This window comes from Micromonospora sp. NBC_00617 (assembly GCF_045161355.1).
In the GTDB taxonomy this organism is placed as follows: domain Bacteria; phylum Actinomycetota; class Actinomycetes; order Mycobacteriales; family Micromonosporaceae; genus Micromonospora.
On sequence record NZ_CP107751.1, the window covers coordinates 5,634,379 to 5,653,419 of the forward strand.

At 72.1% G+C, this 19,041-nt stretch carries 22 protein-coding genes and 3 tRNA genes; 15 read left to right on the forward strand and 10 right to left on the reverse strand.

Features of this window, described 5'->3' with window-relative positions; all coding sequences use genetic code 11:
• Nucleotides 1-3 precede the first annotated feature (3 nt).
• From OG505_RS25930 to OG505_RS25965, 8 genes are all read left to right on the forward strand, one after another.
• The gene (locus tag OG505_RS25930; RefSeq protein ID WP_405428408.1) at nucleotides 4-1,146 is read left to right on the forward strand and encodes a polyprenyl synthetase family protein; all 1,143 of its coding nucleotides are present in this window, start codon (nucleotides 4-6) and stop codon (nucleotides 1,144-1,146) included.
• A 28-nt stretch (nucleotides 1,147-1,174) separates the two neighbouring features.
• Entirely contained in the window at nucleotides 1,175-2,656 is a 1,482-nt protein-coding gene (crtI, locus tag OG505_RS25935) for a phytoene desaturase family protein (protein WP_405428410.1), read from the forward strand.
• The gene (idi, locus tag OG505_RS25940; RefSeq protein ID WP_405428412.1) at nucleotides 2,653-3,273 is read left to right on the forward strand and encodes an isopentenyl-diphosphate Delta-isomerase; all 621 of its coding nucleotides are present in this window, start codon (nucleotides 2,653-2,655) and stop codon (nucleotides 3,271-3,273) included. The genes crtI and idi overlap by 4 nt, the downstream gene beginning before the upstream one ends.
• Nucleotides 3,263-4,207, forward strand: coding sequence for a MerR family transcriptional regulator (locus OG505_RS25945; RefSeq protein WP_405434717.1), 945 nt, complete (start codon nucleotides 3,263-3,265; stop codon nucleotides 4,205-4,207). The genes idi and OG505_RS25945 overlap by 11 nt, the downstream gene beginning before the upstream one ends.
• Nucleotides 4,208-4,281: 74 nt before the next feature.
• Nucleotides 4,282-5,088, forward strand: a complete 807-nt coding sequence (locus OG505_RS25950; protein WP_405428414.1) for a polysaccharide deacetylase family protein — start codon at nucleotides 4,282-4,284, stop codon at nucleotides 5,086-5,088.
• A gap of 154 nt (nucleotides 5,089-5,242) precedes the next feature.
• Nucleotides 5,243-5,315, forward strand: a tRNA-Glu gene (locus OG505_RS25955).
• Nucleotides 5,316-5,346: 31 nt separating this feature from the next.
• A tRNA-Asp gene (locus OG505_RS25960) sits at nucleotides 5,347-5,420 on the forward strand.
• A 99-nt stretch (nucleotides 5,421-5,519) separates the two neighbouring features.
• A tRNA-Phe gene (locus OG505_RS25965) sits at nucleotides 5,520-5,593 on the forward strand.
• Nucleotides 5,594-5,840: 247 nt separating this feature from the next.
• On the opposite strand, the gene OG505_RS25970 is transcribed toward OG505_RS25965, so the two are convergent.
• Nucleotides 5,841-6,905, reverse strand: coding sequence for a hypothetical protein (locus OG505_RS25970; RefSeq protein ID WP_405428416.1), 1,065 nt, complete (start codon nucleotides 6,903-6,905; stop codon nucleotides 5,841-5,843).
• Nucleotides 6,906-7,068: 163 nt separating this feature from the next.
• Between OG505_RS25970 and OG505_RS25975 the strand changes: the two genes are divergently transcribed.
• A complete protein-coding gene (locus OG505_RS25975; RefSeq protein WP_405428418.1) occupies nucleotides 7,069-7,590 on the forward strand; it encodes an SRPBCC family protein in 522 nt (173 codons plus the stop codon).
• Between the two features lie 31 nt (nucleotides 7,591-7,621).
• Here the strand turns inward: OG505_RS25975 and OG505_RS25980 are convergent, their stop codons facing one another.
• The gene (locus tag OG505_RS25980; protein ID WP_405428420.1) at nucleotides 7,622-8,326 is read right to left on the reverse strand and encodes a DUF2786 domain-containing protein; all 705 of its coding nucleotides are present in this window, start codon (nucleotides 8,324-8,326) and stop codon (nucleotides 7,622-7,624) included.
• Between the two features lie 126 nt (nucleotides 8,327-8,452).
• Here OG505_RS25980 and OG505_RS25985 point away from each other — a divergent pair, with 126 nt between their 5' ends.
• Entirely contained in the window at nucleotides 8,453-8,914 is a 462-nt protein-coding gene (locus tag OG505_RS25985; RefSeq protein ID WP_405428422.1) for a hypothetical protein, read from the forward strand.
• Nucleotides 8,915-8,965: 51 nt separating this feature from the next.
• Here the strand turns inward: OG505_RS25985 and OG505_RS25990 are convergent, their stop codons facing one another.
• A complete protein-coding gene (locus OG505_RS25990; protein WP_358097046.1) occupies nucleotides 8,966-9,355 on the reverse strand; it encodes a hypothetical protein in 390 nt (129 codons plus the stop codon).
• Nucleotides 9,356-9,510: 155 nt separating this feature from the next.
• Between OG505_RS25990 and OG505_RS25995 the strand changes: the two genes are divergently transcribed.
• On the forward strand, nucleotides 9,511-10,854 hold the full coding sequence (locus OG505_RS25995; RefSeq protein ID WP_405428424.1) for an ABC transporter substrate-binding protein: 1,344 nt from the start codon (nucleotides 9,511-9,513) through the stop codon (nucleotides 10,852-10,854).
• A 66-nt stretch (nucleotides 10,855-10,920) separates the two neighbouring features.
• On the opposite strand, the gene OG505_RS26000 is transcribed toward OG505_RS25995, so the two are convergent.
• A complete protein-coding gene (locus OG505_RS26000; RefSeq protein ID WP_234583174.1) occupies nucleotides 10,921-11,664 on the reverse strand; it encodes an enoyl-CoA hydratase/isomerase family protein in 744 nt (247 codons plus the stop codon).
• A gap of 28 nt (nucleotides 11,665-11,692) precedes the next feature.
• On the reverse strand, nucleotides 11,693-12,550 hold the full coding sequence (locus OG505_RS26005) for a 3-hydroxyacyl-CoA dehydrogenase family protein (RefSeq protein ID WP_405428426.1): 858 nt from the start codon (nucleotides 12,548-12,550) through the stop codon (nucleotides 11,693-11,695).
• A 177-nt stretch (nucleotides 12,551-12,727) separates the two neighbouring features.
• On the opposite strand from OG505_RS26005, the gene OG505_RS26010 reads away from it, so the two are divergent.
• On the forward strand, nucleotides 12,728-13,030 hold the full coding sequence (locus OG505_RS26010; protein WP_405428428.1) for a hypothetical protein: 303 nt from the start codon (nucleotides 12,728-12,730) through the stop codon (nucleotides 13,028-13,030).
• Nucleotides 13,031-13,072: 42 nt separating this feature from the next.
• Here OG505_RS26010 and OG505_RS26015 read toward each other — a convergent pair whose 3' ends face one another.
• Nucleotides 13,073-13,852, reverse strand: a complete 780-nt coding sequence (locus OG505_RS26015) for a class I SAM-dependent methyltransferase (protein WP_405428430.1) — start codon at nucleotides 13,850-13,852, stop codon at nucleotides 13,073-13,075.
• A 54-nt stretch (nucleotides 13,853-13,906) separates the two neighbouring features.
• Here OG505_RS26015 and OG505_RS26020 point away from each other — a divergent pair, with 54 nt between their 5' ends.
• On the forward strand, nucleotides 13,907-14,296 hold the full coding sequence (locus tag OG505_RS26020; protein ID WP_405428432.1) for a PPOX class F420-dependent oxidoreductase: 390 nt from the start codon (nucleotides 13,907-13,909) through the stop codon (nucleotides 14,294-14,296).
• 70 nt (nucleotides 14,297-14,366) lie between these two features.
• Here the strand turns inward: OG505_RS26020 and OG505_RS26025 are convergent, their stop codons facing one another.
• Both OG505_RS26025 and OG505_RS26030 read right to left on the reverse strand, forming a co-directional pair.
• On the reverse strand, nucleotides 14,367-14,576 hold the full coding sequence (locus OG505_RS26025; RefSeq protein ID WP_007073996.1) for a BldC family transcriptional regulator: 210 nt from the start codon (nucleotides 14,574-14,576) through the stop codon (nucleotides 14,367-14,369).
• A gap of 250 nt (nucleotides 14,577-14,826) precedes the next feature.
• On the reverse strand, nucleotides 14,827-15,666 hold the full coding sequence (locus OG505_RS26030; RefSeq protein WP_405428439.1) for a hypothetical protein: 840 nt from the start codon (nucleotides 15,664-15,666) through the stop codon (nucleotides 14,827-14,829).
• 195 nt (nucleotides 15,667-15,861) lie between these two features.
• Between OG505_RS26030 and OG505_RS26035 the strand changes: the two genes are divergently transcribed.
• On the forward strand, nucleotides 15,862-16,944 hold the full coding sequence (locus OG505_RS26035; protein WP_405428441.1) for a Glu/Leu/Phe/Val dehydrogenase: 1,083 nt from the start codon (nucleotides 15,862-15,864) through the stop codon (nucleotides 16,942-16,944).
• A gap of 307 nt (nucleotides 16,945-17,251) precedes the next feature.
• Nucleotides 17,252-17,467, forward strand: coding sequence for a DUF3073 domain-containing protein (locus OG505_RS26040; protein ID WP_007454329.1), 216 nt, complete (start codon nucleotides 17,252-17,254; stop codon nucleotides 17,465-17,467).
• A 143-nt stretch (nucleotides 17,468-17,610) separates the two neighbouring features.
• Here the strand turns inward: OG505_RS26040 and amcA are convergent, their stop codons facing one another.
• Together amcA and amcB are read right to left on the reverse strand one after the other, a co-directional pair.
• Nucleotides 17,611-17,847, reverse strand: coding sequence for a multiple cyclophane-containing RiPP AmcA (amcA, locus tag OG505_RS26045; protein ID WP_405428443.1), 237 nt, complete (start codon nucleotides 17,845-17,847; stop codon nucleotides 17,611-17,613).
• Entirely contained in the window at nucleotides 17,816-18,919 is a 1,104-nt protein-coding gene (gene amcB / locus OG505_RS26050; RefSeq protein ID WP_405434719.1) for a cyclophane-forming radical SAM peptide maturase AmcB, read from the reverse strand. The genes amcA and amcB overlap by 32 nt, the downstream gene beginning before the upstream one ends.
• Between the last annotated feature and the right edge of the window lie 122 nt (nucleotides 18,920-19,041).

The following is a 19,041-nucleotide window of genomic DNA, read 5'->3' on the forward strand; positions in this document are numbered from 1 at the left end:
GACATGGCCAACGACGCAGTAGCGGGCAACACGACCCGTATGGCGCCGACCGGGCCGGGCGACAGGGACGATCCGGTCCGCGCCGTCCTGGCCGCGTACACCCAGGACCTGATCACGGCGGTCGACGAGACCCTCTCCACCTTCCTCACCGCCGAGGTCGACGCACTCACCGAGATCGACGCGGCCATGGGCGGCTTCGCGTCCGCCGCGCGCGAGGCCGTGCTGGCCGGCGGCAAGCGGATCCGCTCCACGTTCGCCTACTGGGGCTGGCGCGGGGCGGTCGGCGGCACCGAGCCCCTCCCACCGGTCCTGCCCGCGCTGGCCGCCCTCGAACTGCTGCACACCTTCGCGCTGGTGCACGACGACGTGATGGACGCCTCCACCACCCGCCGCGGCCGGCCCACCGCACACGTCGCGCTCGCCGCGCAGCACGTCGCCGCCGGCCACCGGGGCGACCCCGCCCGGTTCGGCGAGGCGGCCGCCGTGCTCATCGGCGACCTCTGCATGGTCTGGGCCGACAAGCTGCTCGCTCGCGCCACCATCACCCCGGCCCGCCTGTTCGAGGTCCGCCGCTGCTACGACCAGATGCGCGTCGAGACCGTCGCCGGGCAGTACCTGGACGTGCTCGGCGAGAACGACCCGACCAACTGGTCGGTCGACCGGGCGCTGCGCGTGGCCCGCTACAAGACCGCCAGCTACACGGTGCAGAGACCGCTGCTCTTCGGCGCCTTCCTGGCCGGGGTGACCACCGACACCGCGCTGGTCGCCGCGTACACCCGCTACGGCCTGGCCGTCGGCGAGGCCTTCCAGCTCCGCGACGACCTGCTCGGCGTCTACGGCGACCCGGCGGCGACCGGCAAGCCGGCCGGCGACGACCTGCGCACCGGCAAGCCGACCACGCTGCTCATGCTGGCGCGGCAACTGGCCACGCCCGGCCAGCTCCGAGCCCTGGAGCAGGCCGACGGGCAGCCGATCGACCGGCTCGCCGACCTGGTCGCCGAGACCGGCGCGGTGGCCCGGGTGGAGCGGATGATCGCCGAGCGGGTGGGCGACGCCCTGGCCGCGCTCGACAGCGCGCCCGTGGACCGCACGGCGCGTACCGCGCTGACCGGGTTGGCCGCCGCCGCCACCAGCCGGCGAGCCTGATGAGCGATTCTCTTGAGGAGGTGGTCACGTGCGGACGGTGACGGGACGGACGGACCGGGTGGTGGTCGTCGGCGCCGGGCTGGGTGGGCTGGCCTGCGCGCTGCACCTGGCCGGCAGCGGGCGACAGGTGACGGTGCTGGAGCGCGAGCCGGTCCCCGGCGGGCGCGCGGGCCGACTCTCCGTGGACGGATACGAGTTCGACACCGGCCCGACCGTGCTCACCATGCCCGACCTCATCGCCGAGGCGCTCGGGGCGGTCGGCGAGGAGCTGCGCGACTGGCTCGACCTGACCCCGCTCGACCCGGCCTACCGGGCGTACTACCCGGACGGCTCGACCCTCGACGTGCTCACCGACACCACCCGGATGGCAGCCGAGATCTCCCGGGTCTGCGGGCCCCGGGAGGCCGACGGTTACCTGCGCTTCGTCGACTACGCCCGGGAGCTGTGGCGGTTGGAGCGGGCCGACTTCATCGAGCGCAACCTGGACGCGCCCACCGACCTCATCACCGGCAACCTGCTCAAACTGCTCGCCGGCGGGGCCTTCCGCCGCCTCCAGACAAAGATCAACCAGTTCTTCCGGGATCCGCGTACCCAGCGGATCTTCTCCTTCCAGGCGATGTACGCCGGGCTCGCCCCGCACGACGCGCTGGCCATCTACGCGGTCATCGCGTACCTCGACTCGGTGGCCGGCGTCTACTTCCCCCGCGGGGGCATCCACGCGGTCTCCCGGGCGATGGCCGGCGCGGCCGAGAAGCACGGCGTGCAGGTCCGGTACGACACGACGGTGACCCAGGTGCAGACCGCGAACGGCCGGGCCACCGGCGTGCTCACCGCCGACGGCGAGCTCGTGCCGGCGGACGTCGTGGTGCTCAACCCGGACCTACCGGTCGCCTACCGGGACCTGCTCCCCGCCGCTCCCGCGCGACGCCTCACCTACTCACCCTCCTGCGTCGTCCTGCACGTCGGTTCGCGACAGGGATATGCGAAGATCGCCCACCACAACATCCACTTCGGCCGCGCGTGGAAGGGCACCTTCGATGAGGTCATCCGCAGGGGCGAGCTGATGACCGATCCGTCGCTGCTGGTGACCAACCCCAGCCGGACCGACCCGTCGGTGGCCCCACCGGACCGGCACACCTACTACGTGCTCGCGCCGGTGCCCAACCTCGACCGGGCGCCGTTCGAGTGGCGTGGCGACCTGACCAGGCGCTACGGCGACCAGCTGATCAGCACGCTGGAGGAGCGCGGGTACGTCGGCTTCGGCGCCGGCGTCGAGGTGCTGCAGGCGATCACCCCCGCCGAGTGGGCGGAGCAGGGGATGGCCGCCGGCACCCCGTTCGCCGCCGCGCACACCCTCTTCCAGACCGGGCCGTTCCGCCCGTCGAACCTGCACCGCGACCTGTCGAACGTGGTCTTCGTCGGCTCCGGCACCCAGCCCGGCGTGGGCGTACCGATGGTGCTGATCTCCGGCAAACTGGCCGCCGGCCGGATCACCGGAGAAGGCCGATGAAGAGCCGCGAGGACCACCTCGTCGAGCTGGTCGACGACGCCGGGCAGGCCCGCGGCGACACCACCGTCGCCGCCGCCCACCAGCCACCGGGGCAACTGCACCGGGCCTTCTCGGTGCTGCTGATCGACCCGGACGGCCAGGTGCTGCTGCAACGACGGGCCGCCGTCAAGACCCGCTTCCCGCTGCGCTGGGCCAACTCCTGCTGCGGCCATCCGCGACCCGGCGAATCGCTGACCGAGGCGGCCAACCGGCGGCTGAAGGAGGAGTTGGGCACCGGCCCGGTCGAGCTGACCGAGGTGGGCGTCTACGTCTACTACGCCGAGGACCCGACCTCCGGTCGCGTCGAGTTCGAGTACGACCACGTGCTTCGCGGCGAGTTCCTGCCCGCCGCCCCGCTGCGACCCGACCCGGACGAGGTGGCCGAGCTGCGCTGGGCCGACCCGGCCGCCCTGGAGGCCGAACTCGACCGCGACCCCCGGTCGTACGCACCCTGGCTGGGCGGGGTGGTGAACCGACTGCTGCGCCCCTCGGGCGCCCCGTCGGGCGCCCCCGGCTCGACCACGACCCCGGCCGGATCGTCGGCGGATGACGCGGCGGAGCGGTCGGGTGGCCGATGAGGCGCTGAGCGCGGGCGCCGTCGCGCGACGGCTGGGGGTCGCGGTCACCACGCTGCGCACCTGGCACCAGCGCTACGGGCTCGGGCCCAGCGAGCACCTGCCCGGCCACCACCGCCGGTACACCCCCGCCGACCTGGCCCGCCTCGAAACCATGCGGCGGTTGACCGCCGAGGGCGTGAGCCCTGCCGAGGCGGCCCGGTGGGCGCGGCAGGCACCGGACCGGACGCCCGCGGACACCGTCACCCGCAGCCGGATCCGCCCGCCCGGCCGCGACGGTGGCGGCACCATCCCGGTGCGCCGCGCCGGCCCGGCCGCCCGGGGCCTGGCCCGCGCCTCCATGCGCCTGGACGCCGCGGCGATCAACGAGACCATCGCGCACACGATCGCCGCCAGCGGCGTCGTCGCCACCTGGGAGACCCTGCTGCGCCCCGTGCTCGCCGGCATCGGTGACCGGCACGCCGCCACCTCCGGCCTGATCGAGGTCGAACACCTGGTCTCCCGATGCGTGTCGGAGGCATTCGCGGCAGCCAGCCAGGCCAACGCGCCCAGCGGCCCCGCCCGGATCCTGCTCTCCTGCGCCGACGAGGAGCAGCACACCCTCCCCCTGGAAGCGTTGGCCGCCGCGCTCGCCGAGGCCGGGGTGAGCTACCGGATGCTGGGCGCCCGGGTGCCGGTGGCCGCCCTCGTCGAGGCGGTCAACCGCACCGGTCCGGCCGCCGTGGTGCTCTGGTCACACACCCGGGCCACGGCCGACCCGGCCCAGCTCAGCGCGCTGCTCGCCGCGCCCCGCCGCCCGCTGCTGATCCTCGCCGCCGGCCCCGGCTGGCGGGCCGACACCCTGCCCGCCGGGGTGGTCCGGCCGGTCGACCTGGCCGAGGCGGTCTCGCTCGCGATGGCGGTCCGTGACTCGCTGGACCGGTCGCGGGAAGCGTGACCGGCCTGTCGGTCCCCCACCCGCTTCCACTACCGTCGAGACGTCCGCCTGCCCCGACCCCCGGGAGCGAACAGATGCAAGCCCGCGCCGCCCTGGCGTCCGTGCTCGCGGTGGTGCTGGTCTTGTCCGGTTGCGCTCAGCCAGACAGCACCGTCCACGCCGCTGGCGGGTCGCCACCCGTCGAGTCGACCACCCCGAGCGCCCCGCCCACACCGACGACGCCCACACCGTCGCCGACCCCCACCCAAGCCAAGCCACCGAAGCCGCCCCTGCGACCGCTGCCGCCGAAGCTCCCAGCCGGGCTGCGGCGCACCACCGGCGTACGCCCCGTGGCGTTGACCTTCGACGACGGGCCCAGCCCGGCCTGGACCCCGAAGGTGCTCGATCAACTGCGATCGGCCCACGTAACGGCCACCTTCTGCGTCGTCGGCCTCGAAGCCCAGCGGCACCCGGAGCTGATCCGGCGGATCGTCCGCGAGGGGCATCAGCTCTGCAACCACAGTTGGCGGCACGACCTCGACCTTGCCCGCCGACCGGTGGCAGACATCAGGGCCGACCTGCTCCGCACCAACAAGGCCATCCAGGCGGCCTCCCCGGGCACACCGGTGCCCTTCTACCGGCAACCCGGTGGCCGGTGGACGCCGGAAGTCCTGGCCGTGGCGAAGGAACTCGGCATGCACCCACTGCACTGGGCAGTCGACCCGCAGGACTGGGACAAGCCGACCGCCGCCACGATCGCCAAGCGGATCCACAACGCGGCACGTCCCGGCTCCATCGTGCTGCTGCACGACGGGGGCGGAAACCGGGCCGCGACGCTCGCCGCCTGCCCGCACCTGATCGCCGACCTGAAGCACCGCTTCGGCATCACCCGACTCCGCTAGATTGGCTCTGACCTGCGGTTATGCGGTGCACAACGGCTCAGGCGATACCGGTTTTGTCGACCAGCCCGGCATCACGTATGCTTTCCAAGCCTCCGGCGGGGCCGGATGGGAGCAAGTCCGCTTGAAGTTGCGAATGTGCAATGATGGCGGGGCCGCCCTCATCGTCTAGCGGCCCAGGACGCCGCCCTTTCAAGGCGGTAGCACGGGTTCGAATCCCGTTGGGGGCACGACCGGCGCAAGCCGGAGCAACACAAGCTAGGTCCTGTGGAGCAGTTGGAGTGCTCGCCGCCCTGTCAAGGCGGAGGTCGCGGGTTCAAGTCCCGTCAGGACCGCAGCGCTGACGCCGCGCCTCGCGCGGCGTTCTGCGTGTCGGAGCAGGTGACCTTGCCAGCGGTTCATCCCGTTGGCGGGTAGCATGAGCCGAGCAACACGGCCAGGTAGCTCAGTTGGTACGAGCGTCCGACTGAAAATCGGAAGGTCGGCGGTTCGACCCCGCCCCTGGCCACATAGCCTTTCGCCGGGCTACAGGAGCGCCGATCAGCGGAGACGCGGTCGGCGTTCTGCCTTCCCGCCGCGGCCTGACCCCTTGATCGCCCCCGCCTGGTCCCGCGATCGCCCGGCCTGCCCCTTGATCGCCCGGCCTGACCCTTGGTCGACTCGCTTTCGGCGAAATCGGGGTATCGCAGCGCCCGGGATACCGCGATATCGCCGAACCCGAGTCGATCAACCGCGTCGGCCGCGCTGGGCGGTGGTCACTGGTCGCGGCGGCCCTGTTGACGGTGCTGGGCCATCCCGCCCTGGATCGCCTCCCACACGCTGCGCCCGGCCTGCCGCAGGGTCTCTCCCGCCTGCTCGGCGAGTTGCGCCGCGCTCTGAGCTGCGGCATGCGCCCCACTCGAAACACCACCACCACCCTGGCCACCACCACCCTGGCCACCACCGCCACCACTCTGACCGCCGCCGGCCTGACCGCCGCCACCCTGACCGCCAGCGGCTTGCCCGCCGGCGCCCTGGCCGCTGGGCATGCCACCACTGCCGTCCTGGCCGCCCTGACTCCCGCCGCGGGAAGCCCGGGACTCCCCAGGACCGGGGGTCGGCGAGCCACCCGGCTGATCGGCGGGTTTCCCGGTCGCCGATGCAGTCGCAGCGGACCGGTCTCCCCCTGGTTGCTGCCGGTCCTGGCCCTCGGGCGGCCGCTGCCCCTCCGACCCCTGCCCCGCGGAGGTCGGGTGCGCCTGCGCGGAGGCCCGATCCACCGGCCACCGGCCCTCCAGCCGGGACTCCGGCCGCTGACCTTCCGTCGGGCGAGACCCGGCCGGGCGGGCGGGTCGTGTTCGCGTCTGGTCGCCCAGCTCGCCTGGCACACCAGCCTGCCGGGCCAGCTCGTCGCGTACGCCGGAGTGCTGCGCCAAGGCGGTGACCTCGGCGGCGCCGGCGGCCAACTGCTGCGTACCGCGGTTGACGTCGTCGAGCGCGCCGCTGCCCGCCCGGGCCAGCGATTCGATGATCTGCGGGTTGTTGTCGATCGTGTCGAGGGCCCGGCCCAGGAGTGTCACCAGCTGCTCCAGCCGTACCCGTAACTGCGCCTCGGCGTGCACCCCGTCGATGTCCAGCTCGACGCCCTGCAGGTGGACCCGTACGCCGGCGTCGAGCTGGAGCAGGTTGGCCAGCCGGGCGCGCAGCGAGATGTCGGCGTCCAGCCCGTCCACGACCAGTCGGATCGAGTCGACCGACACCTTCGGGATGTCGAGCAGGACGTCCGGGTCCCCGGCGTCGACGTCCCGGTCCGGATTCCGCTGCTGCGCGTTCTCGCTCATGCTCTCCCGCCCCCGTACGCCGACCCGGTCGTCCGGGCCGTTCGGCGCGGTTACCCGCTTTCCGGCGGGGCATCCCGTCCGTGACGGCTCGGCAACCCACTGTCTGGAACCGGGCACCTCGCGAAGCTGCACACCGAGGCATGAGCCGGTATGGTCCGGGCCTATGGGACAGGGGATGGCTGATCCGGCCGGCATCCGGCAGGACCTGGAGCGGTTCTCCTTACGGTGCAGCCTCCTCGTCCCGGGTTCCGCCGAGCGGGCGTTCGCGGTCTTCACCGATGAGCTGACCGACTGGTGGGTCACCGAGTACACGTGGTCCGGTCCGGAGGCCCTCGCCGAGCTGGGCATGGAGCCACGGGCCGGCGGCATGCTCTACGAGATCGGCCCGTACGGCTTCCGCGCCGACTGGGGACGAGTGCTCACCTGGGATCCGCCCCGGCGGCTGGTCTTTGCCTGGCAGCTCGGCCCGGACCGGGTGCCGGTGCCAGACCCGGCGAAGGCGAGCGAGGTCGAGGTGCTGTTTCTTCCCGACGGGCCCGAACGAACGCGGGTCGAGCTGGAGCACCGGCACTTCGACCGGCACGGTGAGGCGGCCGAGGGGTACCGCAAGGCGTTGACGGCGGGGTGGCACGAGTTGCTCACCCGCTATCTCGCCACCGTGTCACGCGGCCAGCACACGGCCTGAGCAGTCAGCGGCCAGCACACCGCCTGAGCAGTCACCGGTCGAGTTGTCGACCGACCCGGCTGCCGTCCAGGCCCCGACCGCCCAGGTGTGCGCGGTTTCCGGCCTCCGCACCGGAGCCGAAGCCCGTGCCGCCGAGCCGGCGTGCCGGCGCGGTCCGCAGTCGCGGGTACTCCTCGGTGAGCCGTCGCTGCACCCGGTCGGAGCGGTCGGCCAGCACCAGCGCCACCGACGGGCCGCCCGACTCGCCGGCCGCCGCCGTCTCGGCCGCCCAGAGCCGACCGCCGATCACCTCCGCGAAGCCGGCGAGCCAGGACCGCCGGAAGGCGGCCGGATGGTCGTCCGCGGGCACCTCCGTGGCGGCCAGGCCGTGTGCGGCCTGCACGAGCAGTGAGGTGAAGAGCAGGTCCACCCGTTCCAGGTCGCTGACGAAGCCGAACAGGTGCACCGCGAACCCGTTGCCCTGCCGGCGACGGACGCAGCGGCAGCGCAGCGGCTCCGCGACCGCGGCGAGCAGGCCCACCTTGTCCCGGGCGTACGGGGCGACGATGTCGAGCACCCGGTCGCCGACCGGGTCGGTGGTCGGGTCCCGGACGGCGAGCAACGCCCTGTCGACGCCGTAGCGGGCGATCAACTCGGTCGCCTTGGCGGTGAAGGCCGCCGACTCGGCGGGTGTGCAGGCCGGGTCCTCGGCCTGGGCGAGCAGCTTGCGCACCTTGCTGAGCATGGCCTCGGACATGCACCCAGAGCTATCACACACGGCGGACGATCTGGGACCACGGTCGCATTGATCGATCAGTATCATCGTCACGATCAGCTCGACCGTCCTATACGGACGGTCAATCAACCGTTTCCGGAGGCACGCATGTCATCCCCTACCGCCCGCCTGCTCGCCGTCGCCACGGCCGCCGCCCTGCTCGCCACCGGCGCACCCGCCCAGGCCGCTCCGGCCGCCGCACCGACCGCGCAGACCGCCGACTCCACCGACTTCACCTCGGGGCCGAACCTCTTCGCTCCGCTCGCCACGTGTTACGGCGGGGCGGTTCGCTCCTTCTTCCAGACCGGCGGCTACGGCGGCCAGGCCGGCCCGTACCGCACCACAACCCGGTGCCGCGACATCAACGTACGCAACGCCAGCGCGTACGGCACCGACGCCTGCGTGATCTTCATCGACAAGACCGGCAACTGCAACTACTGGACCTACCTGCCCGCCAACTCCGGCTGGGTCACCGTGGCGACCGACGTCCGGGACGGGGTCAACTTCCGGGTCCGCTTCGAAACCGTCCGCTACGAGTACGAGCCGCTGGTCGCGTACCACGCCTTCTGAGCGTCCCGTGCGGGCGCGGCATCCGACGGGAGCCGCGCCCCGGGAGCGCGATCAGCCGGCGCGGCTGCGCAGGGTGGCGATCGTCGAGCCGGCGAGCGTGAGCAGGCAGTCGGAGAGCAGCCCGTCGGCCGCGGCGGCACCGAACAGGGCCTCCCCGGTCGGCACGTCCCGGTTGGCGTACGCGCTCACGAAGCGGGCCACCCAGCGGGTGTCGTAGTCCGCCTGCTCGATGCCCGGGAAGTCCAGTGCGCATCCGGTGCTCGGCGCGGCGTCACCGACCATCGTCGCCGCCAGGCACCAGGCGACCCCGTACGCGCCGGGCAGGCCGGCCCGGTCGACGACGGCGTCGAACGCACCTGTCACCGCTTCCCCATCGCCGGCCAGCGCCGAGCGGAGCACGGCGGTCGCGTCGTCGAACGTCTGCTGTGGTAGGTCCGTCACCCAGCGCACAGTAGGACGGAGGGTCAAGGCCCGCCTTTTCCGTCACTCTGCGTGTTCAACGCGAGCGACCTGCGCATTTCGCCACCTCCACGGTCCCGCCGCCGGCCCGGGCACGCTAATGTGCGCAGCGGACCTTCGCCGGAGGAAGGACGACCATGCTCGTATCACGCCGCTCGCGGGTGGCCACACTGGCCGCCTGCGCGACGATCCTGCTCGCCACGAGCGCTTGCGGGGATGACAAGGCCGAGGAGGGAAGCGCCCAACAGGTGCGCCTCTACGGCACGGACGGCAACATGCTCAACTCCTACCCAGCGGAGTTGAAGGAACGCGCTGATCTCGTCGACGGGATGAAGGGGACCACGCCGCTCACCCCGCTGCCCGACGACTTCAAGAGCCGGCTACGGTCCGTCAATCCGGCGCTGACGGACTACCTCTACGCCGCCGAGACGTACGACGCTGTGGTGATCGGTGTGCTCGCCGCCCAACTGGCTGGCAGCACCGACCCGGCCGCCATCGCCAAGCAGATCGTCGGGGTGACCAACAACGGTCAGCGCTGCGAAGACCCGGCCAGTTGCCTCACGTTGGCCCGGGCCGGGCAGGACATCGAGTACCGCAGCGTCTCGCTGACCCGCGCCGGCTTCACCGACAAGGGTGAGCCGGCCACCGCGAGCTACGCCACGCTGACCTTCGACGGCCAGCAGATCAACGACGGCAAGACCGAGTTCGTCGGCGCGGGCGCCGAGTCGGCGGCGAGCACCAAGGCCCCGCCGAAGGCGAAGAAGGCCCGCCCCGGTGATGCCGACGACCAGCAGCCGCTGATCGTGGGTGGCCTGCTGCCGAAGACCGGTGACCTGTCGATCGCCTACCCGCCGATGGCGGCCGGCGCGGCGCTGGCGATCCGGGAGATCAACGCCGCGGGCGGCGCGCTGGGCAAGCCGGTGACGTGGAAGGACGGCGACGACGGCACCAGCACGACGGTGGCCAAGGCGACCGTCGCCAAGCATGTGGCGGACGGGGTCAGCATCATCATCGGCGCCGGCGCGTCGGGAATCTCCCGAGAGGTGCTGCCGGACGTCGTCCGGGCCGGCAAGATTCTCTTCTCGCCGTCCAACACCGACGCCAGCCTGACCGACATCGAGGACAAGGGCCTCTACTTCCGCACCGCCCCGCCGGACAGCCTGCAGGGTCGGGCGCTGGCCGACGTGGTCCTCCGCGACGGGTCGCAGAAGATCGTCATCGTCGCCCGCAAGGACTCCTACGGTGAGGGCCTCCAGGCCACCGTCCGTGACGAGCTGGAGAAGGCCGGCATCGCCGGCGACCGACTCAAGCTGCTCACGTACGACCCGCCGGCCGACGCCTCGGCGGCACCGGTGGACTTCACCGGCGGCGCGAAGGAGATCAAGGAATTCGGCGCGGACGCCGTGCTCATCATCGGTTTCGGTGAGTCGGCCGAGGTGATCCGGGCCCTCGCCGACACCGGGGTGCAGATCCGGCACTGAGCACCACCGCGGACCGCGACGGCCGCACCGGCTTCCGAGCCGGTGCGGCCGTCCGTCGTTCGCGCCTCAGCGGGCCCGGCGGCGCTCCAGGAACTCGGTCATCCGGCGGTGCTTCTCCTCGTCCTCGAAGAGCACCGCCTGGCTGACCAGGTCGAGCTGCGGATGTGCGGCGGCGGGCGCGTCCACCGCCAGCTTGGTGAGCCGCAACGCCAGCGGGGAGCCCTGCGCCATCTCGTCCAGTAGCCCGTGCGCCACCGTCAGCAGCTCGCCGGGCTCGTCCACCACCCGGTTCACCAGACCGATGCGCAGCGCCTCGGCGGCGTCCACCCGCCGGCCCGTGAACAGCAGCTCCTTGGCCCGGCCCTCGCCGATCAGGGCGGGCAGCCGGTGGGTCGCGCCGGCGCCGGCCAGAATGCCCAACCGCACCTCCGGCTGGCCGAAGACCGCCCGCGCCGTGCACACCCGCAGATCGCAGGCGTACGCCAGCTCGGCGCCACCGCCCAACGCCGGGCCGTCGACGGCGGCCACGCTCGGCATCGGCAGCGCCCTGATCCGGGCGAAGGCCGCCGAGTTGATCGCGGCCAGCGCGTCCGTACGGCCTCGTTCGCGGAGCTGACCGATGTCGGCGCCACCGGCGAAGATGCCCTCCGCGCCGCCGGTCAACAGGAGCAGTCGGGGGTGCGCCTCCAGCTCGGCGCAGACCTGGTGCAGCTCGGCGATCAGATCGGCGTCGATGGCGTTGCGCTTCTCCGGCCGGGCCAGCGTCACCACGAGCCGATCCGGCAGCTCCTCGATCCGCAGACCGCTCACCATGCCCACCCTCCGTTCGCCACCGCGCTCACCGCTTGACCCCGCCGTCCCAGTGGTAGAAGCCGTGCCCGGACTTCTTGCCCAGCCGGCCGGCGGCCACCATCTCCACCAGCAGCTCCGGCGGCGCGAAGCGGTCCCCGTACGCCGCCTGGAGGGTCCGGGCGATGTCCAGCCGCACGTCCAGGCCGACCAGGTCGGTGAGTTCCAGCGGCCCGATCGGGTGCCGGTAGCCCAGCACCATCGCCTTGTCGATGTCGGCCGGGCTGGCCACCTGATCGGCGACCATCCGGATCGCCTCCAGCCCGAGGGTGACCCCGAGCCGGGAGGTGGCGAAGCCGGGCAGGTCGCGTACGACGACGGGGTCCTTGCCGAGCCGGCCGGCGAGCGCGACGGCCGCCGCGGTGGTCTCCTCGGCGGTCGCCGGGCCGACCACGATCTCCAGCAGCGCCATCGCCCAGACCGGGTTGAAGAAGTGCAGGCCGAGGAAGCGCTCGGGCGCGTCCAGGCCGGCGGCCAACTCGCCGATGGCGATGCTCGACGTGTTGCTCGCGAGCAGGGCCGGGCTCAGCGCCGCGGCGTCCCGCAGCACCGTCCGCTTGAGGTCGAGCCGCTCCGGCACCGCCTCCACGAGCACCCCCGGAGCGGGGGCGACCTCGGCGAGGCTCGGGCGCAGCGTCACCCTCTCCCGGTTCGCGGCGGCCTCGTTGGCGGTCAGCTTGCCACGCTGCACCGCCCGCTCCCACAGGTCGGCGAGCCGGGTCAGCGCGGTCGCGCCCCGGGCCGCGTCCACCTCGACCAGCTCGACGGCGTGCCCGGCTCCGGCCGCCACGTACGCGATGCCGAGCCCCATCGTGCCCGCACCGACGACCACGAAACGATCGTTCATCACGCCTCCCTGTCCGCCCCGGTGGCGCGCGGGGTCCCCGCCACGCCGGCCCGGGTGCTCGGCCCGCTCCGCTCGCTCATGGTGCGACCCTAAACAGCACGCCGACCGCGTCCATGCGTGGGGAGCGCGCGATCGGGTACGTACGGCCCGTCAACCCAAGGGAAGGACCGCATCGAGATGAGCCAGGCACCGGAGAGCGTCACCACCGGGGAGAGCAGCAACTCCGAGACCGTGGAGACTCGGGGCGACGAGCGGGTCGACCTGCTGCGCGCCGACACCAACAACGACGGCAAGACCGACGTGTGGGTGGTGGACACCGACGGCGACGGCAAGGCCGACCTGTTCCAGTTCGACACCGACGGTGACGGCAAGGTGGACATCACCATGGTCGACATCGACGAGGACGGCACCCCCGACGAGGTGGTCGACGGCGATGGTGGCCTCCCGCCCGAGCAGCTGCCCCCGACCGTTCAGGTCTGATCTGCACGAAGGGCCCCTCGTCGACGAGGGGCCCTTCGCCGGTCAGCCGGCGAGGCGCAGGGTCGCCAGGTAGTAGGGGGCGTCGCGGTCGTCCACATCGGTCAGCCGCCAGTCACTGCCGTGCACCAGCTCGGCGAACTCGTCCGGCGAGCAGACCAGATAGTCGAACCACTCGGTGCCCAGCTCCCGGTAACGCAGCCGTAGTCGCAGCTGGCCAGCGAGCCGGCCCCGGCGGCGGTTGCGCTCGTGATAGCCGGTGTGCAGCGGGTCGCGGGTGCCGTACGGGTTGGTGCCGTGCGCGATGATCTGCGCTCCCGGTCGGGCCAGCGCGGCGAGCGCGGCCAGGAACCCTGGCGCCCGCTCCCGCCCCTCGAACAGTCCGAGGTTGTTGCCGAGCAGCAGGAACGTGTCGTACCGCTGGCCGTCGGCGACGTGCGTGTCCACCGTGCCGTGCACCAGCCGCCGTACGCCGCGACGCCCGCTGACCGCGAGCGCGCCCGCCGACGTGTCCAGTCCGGTGACCGGTACGCCGCGCTCCTGGAGCAGCAGCGCGATCCGTCCGGCCCCGGTGCCGACGTCCAGCGTCTCGCCCCGGGCCCGGTCGACGGCCCGGTGGTCGTACGGCTGCCAGTCGGCTGGCCCGTCGAGGTAGTGCGCGGCCGGAGCGCCGTTGATCAGGCCGTCGTCCCGTTCGATGATCTCGATGACCGGCCGGGGCAGCCGCCCGCCGACCATGGGCCGGGGCCCGACCCCGGTGGCCACGGCGAGCGCGTCCCGCAGCAGTTCGCCGACCACGTCACCGATTAGAGGCTCCCCCGTCATGAGGTTCACGGTATCCGGCCACTCAGTGGCCCGCAGCGGCCGTATCCTGGCGGCGTGACCACGCTGGACCGGCTGTCGACCGAGAAGTACCTCCTGCTCACGACCTTCCGTAAGGACGGTCGGGCGGTGCCGACCCCGGTCTGGGCGGTCCGCGACGGAGACGCGTTGGCCGTCTGGACCCGGGCCGACTCGGGGAAGGTGAAGCGGATCCGGCACAACGGCGAGGTGACCGTGGCCCCGTGCGACGTCCGGGGCCGGCCACACGGGGCGGAGGTGCCCGCCCACGCGACCCTCTACGGTGGCCGCGACACGGGCCGGGTCCGCGACCTGCTCAAGCACAAGTACCGGCTGATCGGCCGCCTCAGCCTGCTCGGCAGCCGGCTGCGCCGCGGCGAGGGCGGCACCGTCGGCATCCGGGTCACGCTGACCGAGGGGCAACGCTGAGGCTGGGCACGACAAAGGGCGGTGGATCGAGATCCACCGCCCTTTGTCGGAAAAAAAAACTCGTGCCGGCTCAGTCGCCCTGCCGCTGCTGCGGGATCTGACCCTGTAGCAGCGCCCTGACCTCCGACTCGCGGTATCGACGGTGGCCACCCAGGGTGCGGATGGCACTGAGCTTGCCCGCCTTCGCCCACCGGGTCACCGTCTTCGGGTCGACACGGAACATCGACGCCACCTCGGCCGGTGTGAGTAGCGGCTCTGGTTCGTGCGTTCGCGATGCCATCGGTCACTCCTCCACATGTATAGACATCGGCCGGGGTCCCGCCGGCCGACGCGTCTCCCATGGTCCGGCTAGTCCCCGATGTCCGACATGGGCCGAACGGATGAAGGTCCCTAGACGGACGGATGAACCATGCCCGATTTTTACGACTTTTACACGGCAGAAACTACCTTATTCGGACTCATGATCACGGTTCGTGATGCGTCAACTACGAGCGCGCCTCGCCTTGGGGACGCTCCTAGGGCGAAATGCCTCAGTTGCACCGTTCCAGCAGCTGCACGGCACGCCACCGGGCAACCAACTTGTCGTACGCGGCGGACGCCTCCTCGGCCTCGCCGCGCGACAGCCCGGCGAGGCCACCGGCGACCAGCTCCGGAGAGTCGTCCGCGGCGAGGGTCTCGTCGGAGAGCAGGGCGACCAGGCCGCCGTAGTCCAGCTCCACCACCGAGCGCGGGTGGAACTCCTCCAGCCAGCGGGCCGCCTCCTCCACCGCCTCGGTGATCGGCGCCTCGCCCACCGACTTACGCAGCACCGACAGCGCCCGCGACGATCGGCGACGGGCCTTGGAGATCTCCGTCCGGTAGCGCAGCGCCCGCCGGCCCGGTTCGGTGACCAGGTCCCGTTCCGCCGGCTCGAAGAGCACGAACCACCGCAGCGGCACACCCCAGGTGGCGATCTGCTCGTGCACCCGGGGCACACCGTGCTCCAGCACCCGGGCACCGCTGCGCCAGTCGTCGACGACCGCCCTGGCCTGCCCGGCGAGCACCGGCGGCACGAACGCGTCGGCGAGCACCGAGGGCACCCCGTCCCGGGCGTTGAGCGCCGCCTCGGCGACCCGGATGCGCAGGTTCCAGGGGCAGACCAGCAGGCCGTCGTCCGTCTCCAGGACGTACGCCTCCTCGGGCAGGTCCGGCAGCCTGGTCCAGCCCGCGCCCAGCGCTTCGATCACCGCCGTCCGCTGGCGGCCGGGGCCCTCGACCGGGGCGACCGCCCGCCCTTCCGAGACGTAGCGGCGCCAGTAGCTCTGCCGGTCCCGGTCGAAGGCGGTCAGCGGCTCGTACACGCGCAGGTAAGAAGCGAAGAGCGACGGCACCGCGCGATCCTCCCACGAACCGCACCCGTACGGGCCCAGCGACCGGACCACGCGCGCCGCAACGTGGGATGACGCCGGCACGTCGGGCGGCCCCACGGCAGCCGATACTAGGCTCGACCGCACCGGCAGCACCCCCGCCGGGGTCCACCAGGTCCGCGTCCCACAAGGAACGCACACCACCTTCAGGAGCCAGTCATGGGCGTATTCGCGAGCACCGACGACCCGATATCGACCGGTCACGAACAGGTCGTCTTCTGCCAGGACAAGCAGAGCGGCCTCAAGGCGATCATCGGGATCTACTCCACCGCGCTGGGGCCCGCGCTCGGCGGCACCCGCTTCTATCCCTACGACAGCGAGGACGAAGCGCTCGCCGACGTGCTCGACCTGTCCCGCGGAATGGCGTACAAGAACGCTCTCGCCGGGCTGGACCTCGGCGGCGGCAAGGCCGTCATCTGGGGCGACCCCGAGCAGATCAAGAGCGAGGCGCTGCTGCGCGCGTACGGCCGCTTCGTGGAGTCGCTGGCCGGCCGCTACTACACCGCCTGCGACGTCGGCACCTACGTGGCCGACATGGACATCATCGCTCGCGAGACCCGGTACGTTACCGGCCGCAGCGTGGAGCACGGCGGCGCCGGCGACTCCTCGATCCTGACCGCCTGGGGTGTCTTCCAGGGGATGCGGGCCGCCGCCGAGCACGTCTGGGGCACGCCGAGCCTGGGTGGCCGGCGCGTCGGCGTGGCGGGCCTCGGCAAGGTCGGCAAGTACCTGACCGGGCACCTGCTGGAGGACGGTGCGGAGGTGGTTGCCACCGACGTCAACCCGAAGGCCCTGGCCTGGGTGCGCGCGAACCACCCGCAGGTCAGCCTGGTGGACGACGCCACCGCGCTGGTCGCGGCGGACATCGACGTGTACGCCCCGTGCGCGCTGGGCGGCGCGTTGAACGACGACTCGGTGCCGGCACTGCGCGCGAGGGTGGTGACCGGGGCGGCGAACAACCAGCTCGCGCACCCGGGCATCGAGAAGCTGCTGGCCGACCGGGGCATCCTCTACACCCCGGACTACGTGGTCAACGCCGGCGGCGTGATCCAGGTGGCCGACGAGATCGAGGGCTTCAACTTCGAGCGGGCGAAGCTGCGGGCCACCCGGATCTACGACACCACCCGCGAGATCCTGCACCTGGCGGACGCCGAGGGCGTGCCGCCGGCGGTCGCCGCGGACCGGCTGGCCGAGCGGCGGATGGTCGAGGTCGGTCGACTGCGCACGATCCACCTGCGCTGACCCCTTCCGGAGCCGGAGGCGGATCGACCAGGATCCGCCTCCGGGCCTCCCGCGCCGGTCCGACTCGGTAAGCTGAGCCCGGGTCAAGTTTGGCGTGTTTTGTCCGGTGTCACGGGTGCTCCTCGTTCCGCTCCTTACCAGGTACACTGGGTGACGGCCGGATCAACGCGACGCGCAGAGCCGGCCGACGGTAACCCGAGGTGCCGAACGATGGCATCCCCATGTACCGTAAGAGCTACGAGAGATGCCTGACGTCATCGGGGCCCGCCTTCGGGCTGCCCCGCATTCTGTGCGAGGGGGTCGAGCCATGGGGCGCGGCCGTGCTAAGGCCAAGCAGACGAAGGTGGCGCGGGAGTTGAAGTACCACTCCCCGAACACCGACCTCACCGCCTTGCAGCGCGAACTGGCGGGTGCTGGTAAGTCTGAGCACCACTTCGACGACGACTCTAAGGAGTTCGTCGACGACGATGATGAGAATCACGCGGACGACGACCCGGATCCCTGGGTCCGACCGACCCGCTGACCTCTCGACGCAGCTGAGCACGCGGTAACCCCCGCGTGCTCACGCATGTGCCCATCGGGAGCGAAACCGGTGCCGATCATCAGGGGCCTGCCCTGGCCGGAGGTCACTCCGGCCGGCCGACAGGCCCCTGATCACGGTCGACCTCAGCGCGGGCGGTTGTTCCAGTTGTAGAAGGTCGGGATGTTCTCGAAGTGGTTCCAGGCGCAGACCGCGCTGACGCCGTCCCCGCCCGACACCTCCGCCCGCAGCCGCCGCGCGTCCTCGGCCTCCTGAAGCAGCGCGACGAGCCCGGGGGCGGCCTCCCGCACCCGTTCGGTTACTCGGTCCGGGGCGTCGTCCGCTTCGCGCTCAGGCCGCCGGTGACTGGTGGTCTCGGGCATGCTCCAACACTCCCTCCAATAGGCGGATCTTGCTGTTGCGGCAGTGCTCGGTCTCCGTACCGTCAAAACGTCCCAGCTCGAAGTAGCGGTTGGCCGCATGACCGCCGCCACAGAAGCCGAAGTACGAGCACGACGCCCGGCACGCCTCCACGCCCGTCAGGAACTCGCCCACCCAGGGCGTCGACGCCGCGTCCGTCAGGATCCGGGCCAGCGGGGTGGCCAGCACGTTCCCGCTGCTGAAGTCGCCGTAGTGCGGGTCGGTGAAGCCGGCCAGCTCCGGGGAGAGCACGGTCACCGAGCCGTCGTGCCCGATGGTCGGGATCGGGTCCAGCCGACGGGGCAACACGCCGTCCGCCGCGCCGTCGAGCACCGCCGCCGCGTACCGCAGCGACCACTCGACCTCACGCAGGTGGATCCGGGGCTCCCTGCGCCAGGCCGACACCAACTCGGCCCAGAACGCCGTCACCGCCGCCGCGTCATGGCTGTTGTCGCGGGTGTTGACCCCCTCGGTCTCCTCGATGTTGATGCCCAGCACGTCGCAGCCCAGCCCGAGGAAGTAGTCGTACAGCTCGGCGGCGAGCCCCGGCGCCGGCCGGGACACCACGGCCAGCGCCGAGAAGGGCAGCCCGTGTCGGCGCAGCGCCGCCACACCGCGCAAAATCCGGTCGTACGCCGGCTGACCGCCACGGTTGACCCGGTCGCCATTGCGCTCGGCGGGCCCGTCCACGCTCACACTCACCCGCACCTCGTGCCGGGCGAAGAAGGCGCACCACTCGTCGTCGATCAGCGTGGCGTTCGTCTGCACGTGGTGCTCGACCTCGGGCCCGAAGGGCGCGATCAGGTCGGCCAGGTGCTCCCGACCGGCGGCCAGCGGCTCGCCGCCGTGCCACACGACGGAGAAGCGACCAGCCGCCGCCCACGGGTTGACCGCCGCAGCCACCGCCTCGGCCACCGGCACCGACATCCGTCGGTCAGCGGCCCGAAACGGCAGGTAGCAGTACACACAGTCGAGATTGCAGAGGGTCGTCGGCTGCATGACGACGTACGACGGGACCGCGGCCAGACCGCGCATCCCGCTGAACGACAGTCCCGCAGCAGCCATCACCCTCCTCCGCCCAGCCTGAGCCCTTCAGGCTAGGCGGCACTGGCCACTCGGGTGAAGCCCTGATCAGGTGCCCGTACGTTCATCGGAGC

What these genes read in the sequence shown, in the direction of transcription:
- OG505_RS25930 (WP_405428408.1), top strand. Translation starts at nt 4, where the DNA reads ATGGCCAACGACGCAGTAGCGGGCAACACGACCCGTATGGCGCCGACC.
- idi (WP_405428412.1), top strand. Translation starts at nt 2,653, where the DNA reads ATGAAGAGCCGCGAGGACCACCTCGTCGAGCTGGTCGACGACGCCGGG.
- OG505_RS25950 (WP_405428414.1), top strand. Translation starts at nt 4,282, where the DNA reads ATGCAAGCCCGCGCCGCCCTGGCGTCCGTGCTCGCGGTGGTGCTGGTC.
- OG505_RS25970 (WP_405428416.1), bottom strand. Translation starts at nt 6,905, where the DNA reads ATGAGCGAGAACGCGCAGCAGCGGAATCCGGACCGGGACGTCGACGCC.
- OG505_RS25975 (WP_405428418.1), top strand. Translation starts at nt 7,069, where the DNA reads ATGGGACAGGGGATGGCTGATCCGGCCGGCATCCGGCAGGACCTGGAG.
- OG505_RS25980 (WP_405428420.1), bottom strand. Translation starts at nt 8,326, where the DNA reads ATGTCCGAGGCCATGCTCAGCAAGGTGCGCAAGCTGCTCGCCCAGGCC.
- OG505_RS25985 (WP_405428422.1), top strand. Translation starts at nt 8,453, where the DNA reads ATGTCATCCCCTACCGCCCGCCTGCTCGCCGTCGCCACGGCCGCCGCC.
- OG505_RS25995 (WP_405428424.1), top strand. Translation starts at nt 9,511, where the DNA reads ATGCTCGTATCACGCCGCTCGCGGGTGGCCACACTGGCCGCCTGCGCG.
- OG505_RS26005 (WP_405428426.1), bottom strand. Translation starts at nt 12,550, where the DNA reads ATGAACGATCGTTTCGTGGTCGTCGGTGCGGGCACGATGGGGCTCGGC.
- OG505_RS26010 (WP_405428428.1), top strand. Translation starts at nt 12,728, where the DNA reads ATGAGCCAGGCACCGGAGAGCGTCACCACCGGGGAGAGCAGCAACTCC.
- OG505_RS26015 (WP_405428430.1), bottom strand. Translation starts at nt 13,852, where the DNA reads ATGACGGGGGAGCCTCTAATCGGTGACGTGGTCGGCGAACTGCTGCGG.
- OG505_RS26025 (WP_007073996.1), bottom strand. Translation starts at nt 14,576, where the DNA reads ATGGCATCGCGAACGCACGAACCAGAGCCGCTACTCACACCGGCCGAG.
- OG505_RS26035 (WP_405428441.1), top strand. Translation starts at nt 15,862, where the DNA reads ATGGGCGTATTCGCGAGCACCGACGACCCGATATCGACCGGTCACGAA.
- OG505_RS26040 (WP_007454329.1), top strand. Translation starts at nt 17,252, where the DNA reads ATGGGGCGCGGCCGTGCTAAGGCCAAGCAGACGAAGGTGGCGCGGGAG.
- amcA (WP_405428443.1), bottom strand. Translation starts at nt 17,847, where the DNA reads ATGCCCGAGACCACCAGTCACCGGCGGCCTGAGCGCGAAGCGGACGAC.
- amcB (WP_405434719.1), bottom strand. Translation starts at nt 18,919, where the DNA reads ATGCGCGGTCTGGCCGCGGTCCCGTCGTACGTCGTCATGCAGCCGACG.